At 62.8% G+C, this 17,077-nt stretch carries 17 protein-coding genes; 4 read left to right on the top strand and 13 right to left on the bottom strand.

The window, feature by feature from the left end; genetic code table 11:
• Positions 1–30: 30 nt before the first annotated feature.
• Genes flgE through flgB form a run of 4 tightly spaced genes read right to left on the bottom strand, consistent with a single transcriptional unit; the run spans position 31 to position 2,946 of the window.
• Entirely contained in the window at positions 31–1,311 is a 1,281-nt protein-coding gene (gene flgE / locus CLU88_RS11920; protein WP_099656781.1) for a flagellar hook protein FlgE, read from the bottom strand.
• Positions 1,312–1,358: 47 nt separating this feature from the next.
• Positions 1,359–2,033, bottom strand: coding sequence for a flagellar hook assembly protein FlgD (locus CLU88_RS11915; protein ID WP_099656780.1), 675 nt, complete (start codon positions 2,031–2,033; stop codon positions 1,359–1,361).
• A gap of 18 nt (positions 2,034–2,051) precedes the next feature.
• Positions 2,052–2,456 (bottom strand): flagellar basal body rod protein FlgC, encoded by a 405-nt coding sequence (gene flgC / locus CLU88_RS11910; protein WP_099656779.1) that lies wholly within the window; start codon positions 2,454–2,456, stop codon positions 2,052–2,054.
• A 25-nt stretch (positions 2,457–2,481) separates the two neighbouring features.
• A complete protein-coding gene (gene flgB / locus CLU88_RS11905) occupies positions 2,482–2,946 on the bottom strand; it encodes a flagellar basal body rod protein FlgB (protein WP_099656778.1) in 465 nt (154 codons plus the stop codon).
• Positions 2,947–3,261: 315 nt separating this feature from the next.
• Between flgB and flgA the strand changes: the two genes are divergently transcribed.
• From flgA to CLU88_RS11890, 3 genes are all read left to right on the top strand, one after another.
• Positions 3,262–3,996, top strand: coding sequence for a flagellar basal body P-ring formation chaperone FlgA (gene flgA, locus CLU88_RS11900; RefSeq protein ID WP_099656777.1), 735 nt, complete (start codon positions 3,262–3,264; stop codon positions 3,994–3,996).
• A gap of 92 nt (positions 3,997–4,088) precedes the next feature.
• Positions 4,089–4,409 (top strand): flagellar biosynthesis anti-sigma factor FlgM, encoded by a 321-nt coding sequence (flgM, locus tag CLU88_RS11895; protein ID WP_099656776.1) that lies wholly within the window; start codon positions 4,089–4,091, stop codon positions 4,407–4,409.
• Positions 4,410–4,446: 37 nt separating this feature from the next.
• The gene (locus tag CLU88_RS11890) at positions 4,447–4,830 is read left to right on the top strand and encodes a hypothetical protein (protein WP_099656775.1); all 384 of its coding nucleotides are present in this window, start codon (positions 4,447–4,449) and stop codon (positions 4,828–4,830) included.
• A gap of 133 nt (positions 4,831–4,963) precedes the next feature.
• On the opposite strand, the gene CLU88_RS11885 is transcribed toward CLU88_RS11890, so the two are convergent.
• The 9 genes from CLU88_RS11885 to motA form a co-directional block, all read right to left on the bottom strand.
• A complete protein-coding gene (locus CLU88_RS11885; RefSeq protein WP_099656774.1) occupies positions 4,964–5,677 on the bottom strand; it encodes an RNA polymerase sigma factor FliA in 714 nt (237 codons plus the stop codon).
• A gap of 4 nt (positions 5,678–5,681) precedes the next feature.
• On the bottom strand, positions 5,682–6,494 hold the full coding sequence (locus CLU88_RS11880; protein WP_099656773.1) for a hypothetical protein: 813 nt from the start codon (positions 6,492–6,494) through the stop codon (positions 5,682–5,684).
• Positions 6,487–8,058, bottom strand: coding sequence for a flagellar biosynthesis protein FlhF (gene flhF / locus CLU88_RS11875; RefSeq protein ID WP_099656772.1), 1,572 nt, complete (start codon positions 8,056–8,058; stop codon positions 6,487–6,489). Before flhF ends, CLU88_RS11880 begins: the two co-directional genes overlap by 8 nt.
• Entirely contained in the window at positions 8,055–10,139 is a 2,085-nt protein-coding gene (gene flhA / locus CLU88_RS11870) for a flagellar biosynthesis protein FlhA (RefSeq protein WP_099656771.1), read from the bottom strand. Before flhA ends, flhF begins: the two co-directional genes overlap by 4 nt.
• Entirely contained in the window at positions 10,136–11,290 is a 1,155-nt protein-coding gene (locus CLU88_RS11865) for a flagellar biosynthesis protein FlhB (RefSeq protein ID WP_099656770.1), read from the bottom strand. The genes flhA and CLU88_RS11865 overlap by 4 nt, the downstream gene beginning before the upstream one ends.
• A 110-nt stretch (positions 11,291–11,400) precedes the next feature.
• Positions 11,401–12,024 (bottom strand): protein phosphatase CheZ, encoded by a 624-nt coding sequence (locus CLU88_RS11860; protein WP_099656769.1) that lies wholly within the window; start codon positions 12,022–12,024, stop codon positions 11,401–11,403.
• Between the two features lie 4 nt (positions 12,025–12,028).
• On the bottom strand, positions 12,029–12,415 hold the full coding sequence (gene cheY, locus CLU88_RS11855; protein WP_099656768.1) for a chemotaxis response regulator CheY: 387 nt from the start codon (positions 12,413–12,415) through the stop codon (positions 12,029–12,031).
• A 72-nt stretch (positions 12,416–12,487) separates the two neighbouring features.
• Positions 12,488–13,423 (bottom strand): flagellar motor protein MotB, encoded by a 936-nt coding sequence (motB, locus tag CLU88_RS11850; protein WP_099656767.1) that lies wholly within the window; start codon positions 13,421–13,423, stop codon positions 12,488–12,490.
• Between the two features lie 12 nt (positions 13,424–13,435).
• On the bottom strand, positions 13,436–14,296 hold the full coding sequence (gene motA / locus CLU88_RS11845; RefSeq protein ID WP_099656766.1) for a flagellar motor stator protein MotA: 861 nt from the start codon (positions 14,294–14,296) through the stop codon (positions 13,436–13,438).
• A 368-nt stretch (positions 14,297–14,664) separates the two neighbouring features.
• On the opposite strand from motA, the gene CLU88_RS11840 reads away from it, so the two are divergent.
• Positions 14,665–17,010 carry a tetratricopeptide repeat protein gene (locus CLU88_RS11840; protein WP_099656765.1) on the top strand — a complete coding sequence of 782 codons (2,346 nt, stop codon included), beginning with the start codon at positions 14,665–14,667 and terminating at the stop codon, positions 17,008–17,010.
• Positions 17,011–17,077: the final 67 nt, after the last annotated feature.

Genomic DNA, 17,077 nt, shown 5'->3' with positions numbered 1-17,077 from the left:
TCCGTTCTCAGTGCGCTCGCGTCGTCAGCATCAACGCAGGTTCACCAGGGTGGACATCACCTGGTCTTGCGTCTTGATGGTCTGGGCGTTGGCCTGGTAGGCGCGCTGGGCGGTCATCATGTTGACCAGCTCGGCCGTCAGGTCGACGGTGGAGTCTTCCAGGGCGCCTGAGCGCAGGCCACCAAAATTGCCATCGGTGGCGGTGCCCACGACGGGTTGGCCGGATTCAAAGGTCGACACCCATTTGTTACCGCCCACCGAGGCCAGGCCCTGGGTGTTGCGAAAGCTCGACAGCGCGATCTGCCCCTCCGAGCGGGTCACCCCGTTGGAATAACGGGTCATGATCATCCCGTTGTTTTCGATGTTGATGCCCGTCAGCTCGCCAATGGTGTAGCCATCCTGGCTGAGGTTGGACACGGTAAATTTCGACCCCCCCTCCGAAACGTTGTCCAAGCTCACGGCCACGTTGAATGCTGGCAGGTTGTTGGGGTTGGGGGGGCTGGGGTTGACGCTGAGTGGCAGCTGGAACCCTGTGGCCGGAGGTGTTGCGGCGGGGCCGATGATTTTGCCGGTGTTGTCGAAGGTGATCTGCCCAATGGCCGTGGCGACCACTGGGGGCACCGCCGTGGGGTCGTCCAGCTTGTCGTACACATCCCAGGTGTTGGCGGTGGCGGTTTTCTGGAAGTACAGATTGACGGGCTTGGCCACGCCTTGGCTGTCGTAAACGTTGATCGATGTGCCGTACGTGGCACGTGGTGTGGCGGGCACGGGGGGCGTCGCCGTGGGGTTGCCCGCTGCGTTGGGGGCAGTGGCTGGCAGATTGAAGTCGGCCGTGATCTTTGTTGTCTGCTTGGCCGGAATGGGCTGGGCTGTGGGGAACACCAGCGGTATCGGGTCGGTGCCGGTGCGCAGGCCGGTGACAGGGTCTACGGGGTAACCCATGACCTTGTCGTTGTCGTTGGTCACCATGTTGCCTTCCTTGTCCAGCTTGAAGTTGCCGGCGCGCGTGTAGGCCAGCGTTCCGTCAGGCTGGGTCACGGTGAAGAAGCCATTGCCATTGATGGCCACATCCAGGCTGTTGCCTGTGATGGTCAGGTTGCCCTGGGTGAATTGCTGCGCCACGTTGGCGGTTTCCACGCCAATGCCGGCATTGTTGCCGCCCGCTGAGCCGATGGCTGACGCCACCATCTCGGCAAACTCTGCACGCGAGGCCTTGAAGCCGGTGGTGTTGGCGTTGGCAATGTTGTGGCCGATGACGTCCAGGTTCTTGCTGGCGGCGTTCAGGCCAGAGAGGCCTTGCTGGAAACTCATGGTGTTCTCCTGGTTGGGCGGTGCATGCGATGCGTTGGGGGCTGGCGTTACACCAGGGCCTTGATCTGGCTGTAATTGATGGTCTTGCCGTTGGACAGGCTCAGCACCAGCTGGCCGTCTTCAGCGCCTGCAGCGGTCACCTTGGACAGCGCGAGCGCGGTGGAGTCGAGTTTGGTGGAGCCGTTGACGGCGGTGACGCGGAACTGCAGGCCTTCGGTAGAGCCCGTGTACTTGCTGGCATCCCAGTCAAAGGTGTGGCGACCGGCGCTTTGTGCGCCCAGGTCGACGGTGTCCACCACTTGACCGCCAGCGGTCAGGATCTCGACCTTGACCCCGGTGGCTGCAGAGCCCAGCTCGAACCCGCCCTTGCCGGTCTTGTCGGTGATGGACACGCTGTTGCCTTCGGTCATCACACTGCGGCCCACCAGGGCCGTGCCCTGCATGACCTGCAGCGAGTTGAATTGCGCTGACATGCTGGCCATGGTCTGGTTCAGCTGCTGGATGCCCGTCACGGTGTTGATCTGCGCCATTTGCGATGTCATCTGGGCGTTGTCCAGAGGGTTCATCGGGTCCTGGTTGTTGAGCTGTGCCACCAGCAGTTTGAGGAACCGGTCCTGCGCTGCATTGGGGTCGGTGTTGGGGTCTGCCACGCTGGTTGTGGAGCTGGACGTACCGCTGGTGGAGGAGGTCGAGGTGGTGGCTTTGGTCGAACTGAGGATCATGCTGAAGTCTCCTGGGGCTTACTGGCCCATTTGCAGGGTTTTGAGGAGCAGCGACTTGGCCGTGTTCATGACCTCGACGTTGTTCTGGTACGAGCGCGAGGCGGAAATCATGTTCACCATTTCCTCCACGGCGTTCACGTTGGAATGCGTCACATAGCCCTGCTCATCGGCCGAGGGGTGTGAGGGGTCATGCACCTTGCGACCGGGGGCATCGCTTTCCTTGATGGAGGTCACTTTCACGCCCGCAGCGGCGTCCGAACCCATGGGGGCCGTTTGAAACACCACCTGGCGCGCCTTGTACGCCTTGCCATCGGGGCCTGCCACCGCATCGACGTTGGCCAAGTTGCTGGCCACGACGTTCAGGCGCTGTGACTGCGCGCTGATGGCGCTGCTGGACACATTGAAGATGGAGAACATGGACATGGGGCGTCTCGCTTTCTGCGCTGGCTTACTGGCCCTGGATGGCGCTGAGCATGGTTTTGGCGTTGCCGTTGATGAAGCGCAGCGTGGCCTCGTAGCGCACGGCGTTGTCCACGAAGTTCGAGCGCTCGCGGTCCAGGTCCACCGAGTTGTTGTCCAGCGCGGGCTGGGTCTGCACGGCATAGCCCAGCTTGCTGGGGCCTGAGAGTGTGGATGCCGAGCCCGAACCTGTGGTGGTGGCCTGAAAATGCCGGGGGTCTGACGTGGCGGTGCTCACGGCGGGGCCTGTGCCGCCGGTGGCCAGGTTCTTCACGACGCTGCTGGCATCCGATTCAGTGGCTTCGCGCAGGGTTTTGGCAAAGTCGAAATCCCGCGACACGTAGCCGGGGGTGTCTGCATTGGCAATGTTGCTGGCGATGATGCGCTGGCGCTCGGCGCGCAGTATCAGCGCGTTGCCTTGAAATCCCAGCTGGTTGGTCATCTTGTCAAGCATGGTTGCCTCACATCCTGTATCGCTTGCCGCCACGGCCCGGTGCGGGTTTTGGCGTGGTTCGATTATGGAAATGGCGGCTTTTTTCTAAAGCCCGAAGAACGCGGAAATGGCTGGGCAGTTTCGGGCTTTGCCCTGGGGCTTGGCGGCCTATAGTGAATGCGTTGGAATGGCCCGCAGGCCTGGGTGCTGTACCCAGAGCTCTGCTGCGCTGGCGGTGCTCCCTGGCAACCGTGCACGGGCCCTTCAGGCGGACGGCGTGGCGCTGTCCGTCCCACCGCGCCGCGGTTTGTCGGCGCTTTTACCGGAGAGCGCACCATGCCTTCCCTTTCATCCCTGCGCAGCGTTGGCCTGGCCCTCATGGCACTTTGGGGGGTATTGGCCGTGGGCGCCGCCCAGGCCCAGGCGGTGGCTGACCCCGCCGCCGAGCTGGGCAACCTGACCCAGCACTGGCTGGACGACGCCCTGGCACGCAACCAGGCGGCAGGCACCACGCTGCGCATGGAAGTGAGCGTGGGCGCGCTGGACAGCCGCTTGAACCTGGCCCCCTGTGCCCGGGTGGAGCCGTATTTGCCTGCAGGCTCGCGCCTGTGGGGGCGCACCCGGCTGGGGCTGCGGTGCGTCGAGGGGCGTTCGCCCTGGAATGTGTTCTTGCCCGTGACCATCAAGGCCTGGGGCCCCGCCTGGGTGCTGACCGGCAACGTGGCGCCCGGCGCCGTGCTGACGGCCAACGACGCCACGCAAGCCGAGGTGGACTGGGCGGCCGACTCCGCCCCGGTGGTGGCCAACCCTGAGGCCTGGGTGGGCCAGACCGCCTCGCGCCAGTTGATGGCCGGGCAGGCCTTGCGCCAATCCATGGTCAAGGCGCCCAGCATTTTCCGCGCAGGTGCGCAGGTGCGTGTTTCTGCCCAGGGGCCGGGTTATGCTGTGGTCTCTGCAGGGCAAGCGTTGTCCGCAGGCACCGTCGGGCAGACTGTGCGCGTCAGAATGGACAATGGTCGCGTTGTGAGCGGCATTGTGGCTGAAGATGGAACAGTGACCATCACTCTTTGAGGATTTGCCCGCACAAATAGCTAAAGTCCGCCCAAAACGGGTCGAAAACATTGCTACTGAGCCCCACATCACACGGGGTGGTGGAGAGAGCGATGAAGATAGGTCAAAAACCGGAACTCCCGGGCGCATTGGCGCAGACGGGGCTTGCCAAGCAAGCCAAAAGTCCAGCCCCTGCTGCGGAAGGGGTGGCAAAAGGCGCTGCTGCTGCGCAAGCCGCCGGTGTGCCTGTCACGGTGTCCAGCTCGGCCCGCGCCCTGGAGCAGCCTGGTCGCACCACCAGCGATTTCGACGCCAAGCGCGTGAGCGAAGTGCGTGCTGCCATCAATAACGGCACTTTTTCGGTGGATGCGGATGCGATTGCGGACAAATTGCTGTCCAATGCGCAAGAAATCTTTTCTCGCGCCCGCGGATAAACGCCTGATCCCAGGCTTTGTCTAGCGCACCACCACCATGTCGTTAGAAGAAGCCCTCACCACGGTAGAGCAACACATCGAAAAGGTGTCTGCCGCCTTGCTGGCACTGGACGCTCCCTCGCTGGAGATTGCCAGCACCGCGCTGCGCGATGCGGCAGCGCGCTTTACCTGGGTGCTGGAGCAAGCGCAGCACCAGCAAGTTTCTGAATTTCCCCCCCAATTCCAGCAGCGCCTGGCAGCTGTTGGCCAACATTTGGCCATCCAGCGAGACAACCTGGCCCGTGTGGCGGTGTTGACCGACCGCCAGGTGGCCGTGGTGGTGCCGCAGGCCGATGGAGCCCAGACGGCCACCTATGGCAACCCGCAAGCCGCAGGCGCGAAGGCGGGCGGCGTAGCGCGCATCTATCGCTCGGTGGGTTGAGCGGACGGCCGCCACTTTCCGTGCGCAATCTGGCGCAGGGTTGAATACCTTGGGTTTGAGGTTGCTATAAAAATAATAGCTGCTAGCGCTTTATTTACAAGCGCTAGCAGCTATTTTTTTAAATGTGGCCGGGTCAGTGGCTGCGCATCTTGGCGCGCAGGCGGGCGATGGACTGGCTGTGCAGCTGGCATACGCGCGATTCGGTCACGCCCAGCACGGCGGCAATCTCTTTGAGATTCATGTCGTGCTCGTAGTACATGCCCATGATGTGCTGCTCGCGCTCGGGCAGGCTCTTGATGGCGTTGACCAGCGATGTGCGCAGCCGCTGGTCGCGCAGCAACTCCACCGGGTCGGCCGCAGCGTCGGCCACGTGGCGGTCCAGAAAACCGTCATCGTCCTCGCTGTGGGTCATATCTTCCAGGTACACCAGCTGCGTGCCGCGCACCTTGCCCAGCAGGCTTTGGTAGTCGGCCAGGCTCAGCTCCATCTCATCGGCAATTTCAGACTCCAGCGGGCTGCGCCCCAGCTTTTGCTCCAGCCGGTGCACGGCGTGCTCAATGTCTTTTTGGCTCTTGCGGGAGCTGCGCGACATCCAGTCGCCCTCGCGCAATTCGTCGAGCATGGCGCCACGGATGCGCTGGGTGGCAAAGGTCTCAAACTGAACGCCTTGGGCCATTTCGTAGCGCGACAGGGCATCCGCCAAGCCCATCATGCCGACCTGGATCAGGTCGTCCAGTTCCACGTTGGGAGGCAGCTTGGCAATCATGTGGTGCGCAATCCTCCTCACCAGCGGAACATGCTGGCGGATCATCGCATCACGATCGAGCTGGCCTTTGGCGGTGTACATCAGATCAGTGGCTCCAGACGGTGGACGTTGGCTCAGGCGTGCCCGACAAACCCGTCACGTGGCTGGATGGTAGCGCAGTCAGCGGTCCACTGATGGTGCCCGCGTTTTCCAGCAGTTGCAAGGCCAAGCGTTGAACGTCATGAGGGTTATTGGCCGAGACGGTGGTCGTGCGCACGCGCCCGCCCAGGTGTCGTTCGGCGCAGTCTTGCAAGGTGCGTAACGCTCCCAGCGTGCGGCGACGTTCGCTGGCGCCATCGCCTTGCAGCACCGAGGCCACGGTGCAGGGCAGGCCGGAGTGCGTGGCAATCTGCTTGAGGCTTTTGTAGCAGGACAAAACACCGGCGGAGCCGCCCTCCATCACTGCCAGCGGGATGGTGCTGGTGTGCGTAAGCAAGGGGCCTAACAGCCCTGCCGGGGCGTGCAGCACCAGCAGCCCGTAGGCGCGGAAGTACGGCAGTAGCCCTTGCAGCGGAGGGGCGCCTTCGGTGTAGGCCTGCCGCTGCAGCTGGTGCAGGCCCCGCGCCGCAGGGATCACGGCCACCGAGGTGACCGAGGCGCTGGCGCTGGTGCCCAGGCCGTCGTTCCAGGGGGCTTGCTGCAGCACATGGCTCAGGCCTGGGGTGTCGTCCGTTTCCAGTGCGGTACCGTCCAGCACCATCACGGGGTAGCCCAGGCGCTGCAGGTTGGCGCAAATCTGCCAGAGCATCTCCAGCCCGCTGGAGGCGCGCTCCTGGCTGGCCACCGCCAGCACGCGCAACTGGGCTTGCGGCGTGAAGCTGCTCAGGCCTGCCGCCTGGTGAAAGCCTGTATCAAGCATCCACAAGTCCTTTCTCTGTCAGGGCCTCGGGGGCGTTCGAGAAGTAGTAGTTCAGGTCGGACGCCTTGGGGTCAAACGCCGACTTCACGGGCGCGCGCATGGAGGTGCTGATGAGTTTGTGCGCTTCGGCGGGTTCCCAGTCTTCAGGCACCCGCTGGCCGTTGGTGACGCCGCGCAGCACCATCTGGTGGCGGATCAGCGCGTCAATCGAGGGCCCCAGCTTCACGGCTTCGTCCACCTTGGACAGGATGGCCTGCTGCGAGCCAGCGGTCTTGAAAGAGGTGAGCACATCGTCCAGCGTGTCGCCGTGGCAGCCGGCATTGAGCACCAGCAGCCGGTTCACGCGGGGCAGGTCCAGCACGTCCAGCATGCTGCGCTTGCGGGGATCGCGCGGCGCGACGCCAGTGGTGTCGATCAGCACCATTTTCTTGCCACTGAGCAGGCCCAGCAGGTCTTGCAGTGCGGCACGGTCGTGGGCCAGGTGCGCCACGATGCCCAGCATGCGGCCATAGGTGCGCAGTTGTTCGTGGGCTCCCACGCGGTAGGTGTCCAGCGTGATCAGGCCCACACTGCCAGGGCCATGCACGCGGGCGCACAGCGCGGCCAGCTTGGCGGTGGTGGTGGTTTTGCCCACGCCGGTAGAGCCGACCAGGGCAAAGATGCCGCCTTGCTCGTACAGCGGCGCTTCGTTCTCGTCGGTCTTGAGGTTGCGCTCGAGCACATCCATGAGCCAGCGCACAGCGTCGCCTGCCGACAGGTCCTCGGGCATGCGCTCCAGCACGGCGCGGGCCAGCGCGGGCGAGTAGCCTGCACGGATCATCTTCAGCATCAGGTTCGACTGGATGGGGTTTTGCTTGGCCTGGCCCAGCCAGGCCATGGTGTTGAAGCGGTCTTCAATCATCTCCTTCATGGCGTGCAGCTCGTTCATCAGGCTTTGCTGCTGGGCCATGGAGGCAGCGGGCGCTGCGGCTTCGGCCTTGCGGCGAGGAGGCGGTTCTGGCAGGTCCATCGGGATGGAGCGCAGAGGGTTGTGGCGCACCACGGCTGGGGCAGCGGGGCGCTCGCGGGGGAAGTCGCGGTCTTGGTCGCGGCTGCGCTCGGCAAACGTTGGCGGTTCGGCCGGGCCGTTCATCACTTCATGGCGGCGGCGCAGCATGCGTTCACGCACGTAGTCCTGGAAGGACAGCGTGCTCATGGCCAGTTGTTCGGTGTCTTCTTCCACCGGATTGTGGCGGTTGGCAGTGGCCGCAATCTGCATGGGGCGTACCGGTGCACGGGCGGCGCTCTTGGGGGCCAGCAGGGGCTCGTGCAGGGCGCCGCGCGAATCCTGAAAATCACGGCCACCTTGCAGCGACTTGCCTTGCGAGCCCATGGAGCCCGTCGGGCCGCCTGCGTTCTGGGCTGCGTTGTCGAGTGCCGACAAGGTGTCTTCTGCAGTAGCCACCACTTCCACGCCGTTGGCGGTGGGGCGGTTGGACAGGATGAGGGTGCCCTCGCCAAAGGCCATGCGCGCCTTGGCCAATGCCTCGCGGGAGGTGGGGGCGGTAAAGCGTTTGATGTTCATGCTGATGCACCTTTGAGAATGGGCCCAATCCGGATGGTGTGGGTCTCAGGAATTTCACTGTGCGCAAGCACCTGCAGGCGGGGGGCGACGCGGCGCACCAGGCGGGAGATGGCGTTGCGGATCTGGTCAGGCACCAGCAGGCAGGCGGGCAAGCCCATCTCCTCCTGCTTGAGTGCCACTTCGGCCGCCTTTTGGGTCAGGATGTCGGCGACGCCAGGGTCCAGCGCGGGGCCGGAGGCGTTGCCCAAGGCCTGCACCAGAAGGCGTTCCAGCCCAGGCTCGATGGCGATGACGTTGAGTTCGCGGGTGGGGCCGTAGATCTGCTGGACGATGGCAGGCGACAGTGCAATGCGCACGCGCCGGGCCAGCTCCACAGGGTCTGCGACGGAGCCTGCATGCTCTGCCAGGGTTTCGATGATGGTGCGGATGTCGCGGATGTGCACAGACTCTTCCAGCAGCAGCTGGAGAACTTTCTGGAACGTTGCGATCGAGACCATTTTCGGAACCACTTCTTCGATGAGCTTGGGGGCCAGTTTTGCCACGTGTTCCACCAGTTGCTGGGTTTCGGTGCGACTGAGGAGCTTGGCTGCCTGGACTTGCATCAAGTGTGACAAATGCGTCGCCATCACGGTTTCTGAATCAACGACGGTAAAACCCGCCATTTGTGCCGCTTCCTTTTGCCGGTCGTCAATCCAGTGCGCAGGCAAACCGAAAGCGGGGTCGGTGGTGGGGGTGCCGATGAGGGGTGTGGTGATGCCGCCGGGGTTGATGGCCAGGAACATGCCGGGGAAGGCTTCGCCCTCGCCCACCACCACGCCGCGCAGGGTGATGCGATAGCCGCTGGGCTTGAGTTCGAGGTTGTCTCGCACGTGCACGGCAGGGGGCAGGAAGCCCACCTCTTGCGCAAACTTGCGGCGGACGCCCTTGATGCGGGTGAGCAGGTCGCCCTGGCGGCTCTTGTCCACCAGCGAAATCAGTCGGTAGCCCAGTTCCAGGCCCAGCAGGTCAATGGGCTGCAGGTCGTCCCAGGTGGCCTCCCCATCGGCTGCGATGGGGGCGGGCGGGGCTTCGGGCTCTGGCGGGATTTGCTGGCGCTGGTACAGCACCCAAGCCCAGTAGCCCAGCGAGCCGCCAATCACCAAAAACACGATGTGCGGCATGCCAGGGATGAGGCCCAGCATGATCAGAATGCCTGCCGTCACGCCCAGCACACGGGGCGACATGAACAGCTGCTGCACGATCTGGCGACCCATGTCCTGCTCTTTGCCCACGCGCGAGACCACCATGGCAGCCGCCACCGAGATCAACAGGCCAGGAATCTGCGCCACCAGTGCATCACCGATGGCCAGCAGGATGTAGCTGTCGGCAGCCTGCTTGGCCGTCAAGCCGTGCTGAAGAATGCCGATCGTGAAGCCGCCCACGATGTTGATCAGCAAGATCAGGATACCGGCCACCGCATCCCCGCGCACGAACTTGGAGGCGCCGTCCATGGAGCCGAAGAAGTTGGCTTCTTCGCCCACTTCAGCGCGGCGGCGCTTGGCTTCCTTTTCGTCGATCAGGCCTGCGTTCAGGTCGGCATCCACGGCCATTTGCTTGCCTGGCATGGCGTCCAGGGTGAAGCGGGCAGACACCTCGGCAATACGCTCGGCGCCCTTGGTCACCACGATGAAGTTGATGACCACCAGAATCGCAAACACGATCAGACCGACAGCAAAGTTGCCGCCGATCAGGAAGTGCCCGAAGGCCTCAATCACCGCGCCAGCGGCGCCGGGGCCCGTGTGGCCTTCGAGCAGCACCACGCGGGTGGAAGCCACGTTCAGCGACAGACGCATCAGGGTGGTGAGCAGCAACACGGACGGGAAGGCTGCAAAGTCCAGTGGCCGGATCATGTAGGCCGCCACCATCATCACCATCAAGGCCACGGCGATGTTGAGGGTGAAAAAGGCGTCCAGCAGCCAGGCGGGGATGGGCAGCACCATCAGCGCCAGGATCGCCACCACCAGCAGTGGTGCGGACATGCCTTGCAAGACGGAGGTGTTCTTGCCTGCCCACAGCCTCAGGGAGTTGACAGAGGTGTTCATACAGCAGCGCCTTTGGCAGAGAGCTTGTTCAGTGGATCCAGCTCAGGGGGGACATAGGGCTCAATCAGCTCGCCAGGCATGCGGCCTTCGCCGCGCAGCGCGGCCTTGAGTCGGTACACATAGGCCAGCACCTGGGCCACGGCGGTGTACAGCGTGGCAGGAATGGCCTGGTCCAGTTCGGCGTGGGCATACAGTGCCCGCGCCAGCATGGGCGATTGCAATACGGGGATTTCGTGGCCCTTGGCCAGATCACGGATGCGCATGGCCACCAGGTCGGTGCCGCGTGCAATCACCTGGGGCGCGGCCATGGTGGCTTCGTCGTACTTCAGGGCCACGGCGTAGTGGGTGGGGTTCATCACCACAAAGTCGGCCTTGGGCACGGCGCTCACGCTGGCGCGGTCTGCCAGCTCGCGCTGCTTTTGGCGGATGCGTCCCTTGGTGTGAGGGTCGCCTTCGGATTCCTTGTGCTCTTGCTTCACTTCTTCGTGGGACATCTTGAGCCCGGATTTGAAGAAGAAGGCTTGCAGTGGGATGTCTACCAGCGCCGCCAGAAACACCACCAGCAACAGCATGCTCACACCGGTGGTGAGCCAGTCGGCCATGAAGCGGATGGCACTGGTGGAGGGCTGGGCCACCAGCATGGCAATGCTTTCGATGCTGTTGCCCATGTATTTCCATGCCACGAACGACAGCACAGAGGTCATGAACACCATCTTGGCCACATTGGCCAGTTGCTGCTTGGAAAACAGGTTGGTGAAACCGGTGAGCGGGTTCAGGCGGCTGAACTGGGGGGTGATGGGCTTGGCGCTGAAAATCCAGCCGCCCGCGCCCACTGCGCTGATGATGGCCGCTGCGCTGGTCAGCAGGGCGAAGACCACGCTGGCCACCAGGCCCACCATCACCATGACCTGCATGCGCTCCAGCATGGAGGCTGGGGTCATGACCACTTTGGCATCGAACATCAGCTGCCGACCCAGGGCGTGCTGCAGGTGGTCCATCAGCGTGGGAGCCAAGGCCAGAACGCTGGCAGCGCCAACCCCCAGGATCGCCAGGTGCGACAAATCGCGCGAGCGCGCGCCCTGGCCATCCTTGCGCGCATTCTGTAATTTGCGCTCCGTGGCGGGTAGTTCTTTGTCTTGGCTGGAGTCCATGATGGCATGACGGCTGGTGTCATGCCATTGTCGTGAGCGACCCGAAAACCTAAAGGCTGAAAAGGGGCCGCTGGGGCCCCTTTTTCAACGATGCAAAAACGCTGGTTCGATCAGAATCCCAAACTGGCGAGCAGATCGTCCACTTGGGATTGGTCGGTGACGATGTCGGGCGTGTTCTCTGGGTCTACCACGGGACCTTGCAGGCGCGCAGGCTCGGGAGGTGCCACTTGCACATGGGCGCTGGAGGGGGCTGTTTGAATGAGCAGCTGTACCAGCTGGTCTTCAATCGTTCCGGCCAGATTCACCACCCTGGCAATGACTTGGCCTGTCAGGTCGTGGAAGTCCTGGGCCATCATGATTTCGGTCAGATGCGCATCGGCTTCCTTGGTAACGCGCTCCACGTCGGTCAGGAAGTTGAAGATCTCACCTTTGGCGACGGCTGCCACGGGGTCTTTGACCAGGGAGTCCACCACACGGCGGGTTTCCGAGGCGATGAAGTCGTGTTGCGCTTTGGCCAGCTCCACCCGGCTGAGCACTTTCTCCGCCGCTTCGCCGGTGAGGCGTGCGATGTAGGAGAGGCGGCTTTGCGCGTCGGGCAGTTCACCCATGGAGCCCCGCAATTTTTCTGCGAAACCCAACTCATTCAGTGAATCGTGGAGTTGCCGTGTCAGCTGTCCAATTTTCTGATGGACATCTGCAGCGGGCTCTGCATGGGGGATTTCTGGCGTGTCCATGGCGTCACATTCCCATCTTTTTGAGAATCAGCAGAACTTTTTCTTCCAGGGTGGCTTTGGTGAACGGCTTGACGATGTAACCCGCAGCGCCCCCTTGGGCGGCCGCCACGATGTCTTCCTTGCGTGCTTCGGCCGTCACCATCAGCACGGGCAGGTGCTTGAGTTTGTCGTCTTTTTTGATTTCGGCCAACAATTGAAAGCCGTTCATGTTCGGCATGTTGATGTCAGACACCACAAAGTCGAACTTGCCGTTGCGAAGTTTGTTGAGTGCTGCGACGCCGTCTTCAGCCTCGTCGGCGTCCGCAAACCCGCTTTCCTTGAGCAGGTTACGGACGATGCGGCGCATGGTGGAGAAGTCGTCAACGATGAGGAAGCGAAGGGCTGTGGTCACTTGGGACCCTTTCGGTCGAAAATGGCTAGAGGTATTGTCAAGTGTGGCAGGTTTTGTGACAAGGCGTAACGTCTACCTGCCTTCGTCAGGATTTTCCCGCTTTTCAATCGTCAGTTCTGTCGATGTTACGGTGGGAATCCCTTTCCCCATGAGTCTTTCTTCTGCCTCACGGGTTAATACCGTGATGGTAATGCGACGATTGGCTGCAGAGCGTGGGGTGTTGGGTTCCAGCAAATCGCTGGCGGCCAGTCCGACCACGCGGCCCAGTTTGGCATCGGGCATGCCAGCGGCCACCAGTTCGCGGCGTGAGGCGTTGGCGCGGTCAGACGACAACTCCCAGTTGCTGTAGCCACGCTCGCTGTTGCCGTAGGGCACTGCATCGGTGTGGCCGGCCAGGCTCACGCGGTTTTCCACGCCATTGAGGGCGGCCCCAATCTCTCGAAGAATGTCGCGCATGTAAGGCTTGACGAGCGCGCTGCCGCTGTCAAACATGGGGCGATTCTGGTCGTCCACGATCTGGATTTGCAACCCGTCCGGGGTCACGTCGATCCGGATCTGCGATTTGTATTCGTTCAGGCGCGGGTTTTCTGTGATCAGCGCATCAATCTTGGCCTGCAGTGCCTTGATGCGCTGGGCGTCCAGGCGGGCTTGCTCGGCCTTCATATCGGCCTCGTTGAGCTTCTTGGGCTTCTCGGATGTCGTTTCGGCCCGCTTGACGTGCCCGGCGCTCTGCGTGAGGTCGGTGCCACCACCGCCAGTGAGGATGCTGGAGCTGGACCCCGAGCCTGGGCCGCCCTGCAGCGACACCTTCAGGGGGGCGCTGAAGTAGTCCGAAATACCTTTGCGGTCGCCATCGGTGGTGGAGCCCAGAAGCCACATCAGCAAAAAGAACGCCATCATGGCCGTCACGAAGTCGGCGTAGGCGATCTTCCAAGCGCCGCCATGGACTGCATGGCCGCCCTTCTTGACGCGCTTGATGATGATGGGCTGGAGTTTCTTTTCTGCCACAGCAAGGTCCGGTTACTTCTTGCCCTTCACGTGCCCTTCCAGCTCCGAGAAGGTGGGGCGGTCGGTCGAGAAGAGCACTTTGCGGCCAAATTCAATGGCTGTGGCTGGGTTGTAGCCCTGCATGCTGGCCAGCAGCGTAGATTTGATGCACTGGAACTCTTTGGCAGCGTCTTCGGTCTTTTGCTCCATCAAGCCGCCCAGGGGCTCCACAAAGCCGTAGGCCAGCAAAATGCCCAGAAAGGTACCCACCAGGGCCGAGGCAATCATGCCCCCGAGCACTGCAGGGGGTTGGCCCACCGAGCCCATGGTATTCACCACCCCCAACACGGCTGCCACGATACCGAACGCAGGCAACGCACCTGCCAGGCGGGCAATCGCCGCTACGGGGGCGTGTGCCTCTGCATGGTGGGTGTCAATTTCGGCATCCATCAGCGCCTCGATCTCATGCGAGTTGAGGTTGCCCGACACCATCATGCGCAGGTAGTCGGTGGTGAACTCGATCACATGGTGGTCATGCCCGACCACTGGGTATTTCTTGAAAATCTCGGACTCGTGGGGGGCTTCCACGTCTTTTTCAATGGCCATCAGGCCTTCCTTGCGGGCCTTTTGCAGGATGTCGTACAGCATGGCCAGCAGTTCCATGTAGCGGGCCTTGGTGTACTTGCTGCCCTTGAGGGCATCCGGAATCGCCTTGAGCGTGGCCTTGAGGACCTTGGGCTGGTTGTTCACCACAAATGCGCCCATAGCGCTGCCGCCAATGGTGATCAGCTCGAAGGGAAGGGCCGTCAAGATGACCTTGATATTCCCGCCGTGAAAGATGTACACGCCGAAGATGCAGACCATGCTGACGACGTAGCCGATGATGACAAACATGCTGGTGCGGTGGTTGTGGTGGCGTGAGCCTGCCTTCGGTTGGGTAAAGAGGGGGGCGGCACGCCGAGTTCGCGCACCTGTAGTTCACTGTATCTGATTGTGCGCGAACCAAACAAGCAAGCAAGTGGCAAACCACCGCTCTCATTCAGGCTTGTTGGCTGGGTGTGGTTTTTGGGTTGCATGGCGGTGGGGCCTGTGTGCACCGCAGCGGCGGCCTGGGTGTTCCCGGTTTCTCTGCTTTTTCCACCTTTACACCCTGTGGGCAATGCTTATGCTCACCCCGTTGCGCCTTCGGCAGGCTTGGTGGCACCGCTGTGGGTGCTGCAGGCCCCCGGGGCTGTGTTTAAACACCCAGGACTCCCTGACTGATGCAAGCCACTCCCTCTACCGATGCTTCTGTTGCCACGTTTGCTTCTGAGTCTGACGGCCAGGCCAGCGCGCAGGCTTCCAACCCGGTGCAGGCACTGCTGGTGCAGACCATGGCCCTGGCGCTGGATTGCCACCGGGCCCAGAACCTGGCCCAGGCGGAGGAGCTTTACCGTGCGGTGCTGAGCCTTGCGCCCGACCATGCAGACGCGAACCACAACCTGGGGGCGATTGCGATGGAGTGCGGGCAGTTTTTGGCGGCAGTGCCGTTTTTTCAGGCCGCCTTGCAGGCCAACCCCAAAAACCGCCAGTACTGGGTGAGCTTGGTGGACGCACTCATCCAGGCGGGTGAACACACCCTGGCGGAAGATATTTTGGAAGACGCCCGCCGTGCGGGCTTGGCGGGTGACGCTGCGGGCGAATTGGTTGAACGACTGGTCGACGCCGTCATGCGGCGCACGCGCAGCGCCCGGCCACCCCAAGGGCGCATGGCGTCCGCAGACCAGGTTGCCGAACTCAACCGCCTGTTTGAGGCGGAGAAGTTTGACGACGTGTTGCGCTTGGGCCGCAAGATGACGCGCCAGTATCCCCAGTGCCCCATGGGTTTCAAGTCCTTGAGTGCGGCGCTGATGCAACTGGGGCAGATGGACAAGGCCGTTGCGCCGATGCGCCAGGCGCTGCAGCTCAATCCCCGGGATGTGGACATGCTCAGCAACTATGGCCTGGCGCGTTCTCTCAAGGGTGATCTGGTGCAGGCCGAGGTGCTACTGCGCCAGGCCGTGGGCCATGCGCCGCGATTCCCGCAAGGCTGGTTCAACCTGGCCATCGTCTTGCGTGGGCAAGCGCGCTTGCAGGCGTCTGAGCAGGCCTACCGGCAGGCTCTGGAGGTGGGGGGCGATGACCCCAAGGTGCTGCTCAATCTGGGGCTCCTGCTGGGCGAAATGCACCGATTCACCGAGGGGCAAGCGTGCGTGCGCCGGGCCTTGGCGCTGGACCCGAACATGGTGCATGCACATGTGGGCCTGGGCATGTTGCTCAAGGACCAGGGGCGATTGCCTGAGGCCCTGCAGGCGCTGCAAAGGGCGCTGGAGCTGAGTCCGGCAGACCCAGGCGTGCACAGCAGCTATCTCTTTGTGGCCAACTGCATGCCCGAGATCGATCCGCTGGAGCGCTTTGCGGCCTACCAGCGTTTTAACCAGTATTTTGGTGAGCCACACCGCAGCGCATGGCGCCCCCACACCAATGACCGCAACCCTGAGCGTCGCCTGCGCGTGGGCTACGTGGCACCGGTGTTTCGCACCCATGCCTGCCGTCCGTTTCTGGAGCCCTTGCTGGAGCGGCATGACCATGACCGCGTGGAGCTGTTTGCTTACGCAGGGCCGTTTGAATTGGAAGACGAGGTTACCGATCACTACCGCACGTTGTTTGAGCACTGGATCGATACCCGCCAGATGAGCGATGACGAGCTGGCAGCACGCATCCGTGCCGACGGTATCGATGTCCTGGTAGACATTGCCGGGCAGACCAAGGGCCATCGGCTGGGGGGCTTTGCGCGCAAACCGGCGCCAGTGTCCCTGCATTGGCTGGACTCGGGTTACACCACAGGCCTTACGGCCATTGATTACTACCTGACCGACGCCATGACCGTGCCCGAGGGCTCGGAACACCTGTTCTCCGAAACCCCCTGGCGCTTGCCGCGTGCGCCCTTCGCCTACCGCCCAGGCGGCCAGGCGGGTGACGTCAGCGAACTGCCTGCTTTGGCCAATGGCTATGTCACCTTTGGCACCCTTACGCGCGCTGTGCGGCTCAATGACCGTGTGGTGCGGGCATGGGCTGCGTTGCTGCACCGGGTGCCCGGCTCCAGGCTGGAGCTCAACAGCGGCAACTTCTGCCAGGCCGAGGTGCGCGAGCAATGGTGGCCCCGGTTCGAGGCGCTGGGCATTCCCCGCGACCGCGTCATCATGGGGTTTGAAAGCCCGCCCTGGAACGTGCTGCGCCGGGTGGACATTGCGCTCGATTGCTTTCCGCAAAATTCGGGCACCACGCTGATCGAGTCACTGTATATGGGGTTGCCGTTTGTTTCGCTGGCGGGTGTACCCAGCATGGGAACGCTCGGAGCCTCGGTCCTGTCTGCCGTGGGGCACCCAGAGTGGATTGCCCGCAGCGAAGCCGAATATGTGGACAAGCTGGTGGCGCTGGCCAGCGACTTGCCCAGCCTGGCCCAGACCCGCCGTACCCTGCGCGCGCAGATGCAAGCCTCGGCGTTAATGGACGAAGCCGGTTTTGCCCGCGATGTGGAAGACGCCTATGCACAAATGTTTGCCCGCTGGTGCGCCAAGCAGGGCTGATAGCCGCAGATGCACCGCCTTTCACTCCCCACACTGGCTTTGCCGCACGGCAGTGCCTCACTATGCT

It is taken from the genome of Acidovorax sp. 56 (genome assembly GCF_002749705.1).
GTDB lineage: Bacteria > Pseudomonadota > Gammaproteobacteria > Burkholderiales > Burkholderiaceae_C > Acidovorax.
The sequence above is the reverse complement of the archived record's forward strand: the minus strand, read 5'-3'. Positions and strand labels throughout refer to the sequence as shown.

What these genes read in the sequence shown, in the direction of transcription:
- flgE (WP_099656781.1), bottom strand. Translation starts at nt 1,311, where the DNA reads ATGAGTTTCCAGCAAGGCCTCTCTGGCCTGAACGCCGCCAGCAAGAAC.
- CLU88_RS11915 (WP_099656780.1), bottom strand. Translation starts at nt 2,033, where the DNA reads ATGATCCTCAGTTCGACCAAAGCCACCACCTCGACCTCCTCCACCAGC.
- flgC (WP_099656779.1), bottom strand. Translation starts at nt 2,456, where the DNA reads ATGTCCATGTTCTCCATCTTCAATGTGTCCAGCAGCGCCATCAGCGCG.
- flgB (WP_099656778.1), bottom strand. Translation starts at nt 2,946, where the DNA reads ATGCTTGACAAGATGACCAACCAGCTGGGATTTCAAGGCAACGCGCTG.
- flgA (WP_099656777.1), top strand. Translation starts at nt 3,262, where the DNA reads ATGCCTTCCCTTTCATCCCTGCGCAGCGTTGGCCTGGCCCTCATGGCA.
- flgM (WP_099656776.1), top strand. Translation starts at nt 4,089, where the DNA reads ATGAAGATAGGTCAAAAACCGGAACTCCCGGGCGCATTGGCGCAGACG.
- CLU88_RS11890 (WP_099656775.1), top strand. Translation starts at nt 4,447, where the DNA reads ATGTCGTTAGAAGAAGCCCTCACCACGGTAGAGCAACACATCGAAAAG.
- CLU88_RS11885 (WP_099656774.1), bottom strand. Translation starts at nt 5,677, where the DNA reads ATGTACACCGCCAAAGGCCAGCTCGATCGTGATGCGATGATCCGCCAG.
- CLU88_RS11880 (WP_099656773.1), bottom strand. Translation starts at nt 6,494, where the DNA reads ATGCTTGATACAGGCTTTCACCAGGCGGCAGGCCTGAGCAGCTTCACG.
- flhF (WP_099656772.1), bottom strand. Translation starts at nt 8,058, where the DNA reads ATGAACATCAAACGCTTTACCGCCCCCACCTCCCGCGAGGCATTGGCC.
- flhA (WP_099656771.1), bottom strand. Translation starts at nt 10,139, where the DNA reads ATGAACACCTCTGTCAACTCCCTGAGGCTGTGGGCAGGCAAGAACACC.
- CLU88_RS11865 (WP_099656770.1), bottom strand. Translation starts at nt 11,290, where the DNA reads ATGGACTCCAGCCAAGACAAAGAACTACCCGCCACGGAGCGCAAATTA.
- CLU88_RS11860 (WP_099656769.1), bottom strand. Translation starts at nt 12,024, where the DNA reads ATGGACACGCCAGAAATCCCCCATGCAGAGCCCGCTGCAGATGTCCAT.
- motA (WP_099656766.1), bottom strand. Translation starts at nt 14,296, where the DNA reads ATGTTTGTCATCATCGGCTACGTCGTCAGCATGGTCTGCATCTTCGGC.
- CLU88_RS11840 (WP_099656765.1), top strand. Translation starts at nt 14,665, where the DNA reads ATGCAAGCCACTCCCTCTACCGATGCTTCTGTTGCCACGTTTGCTTCT.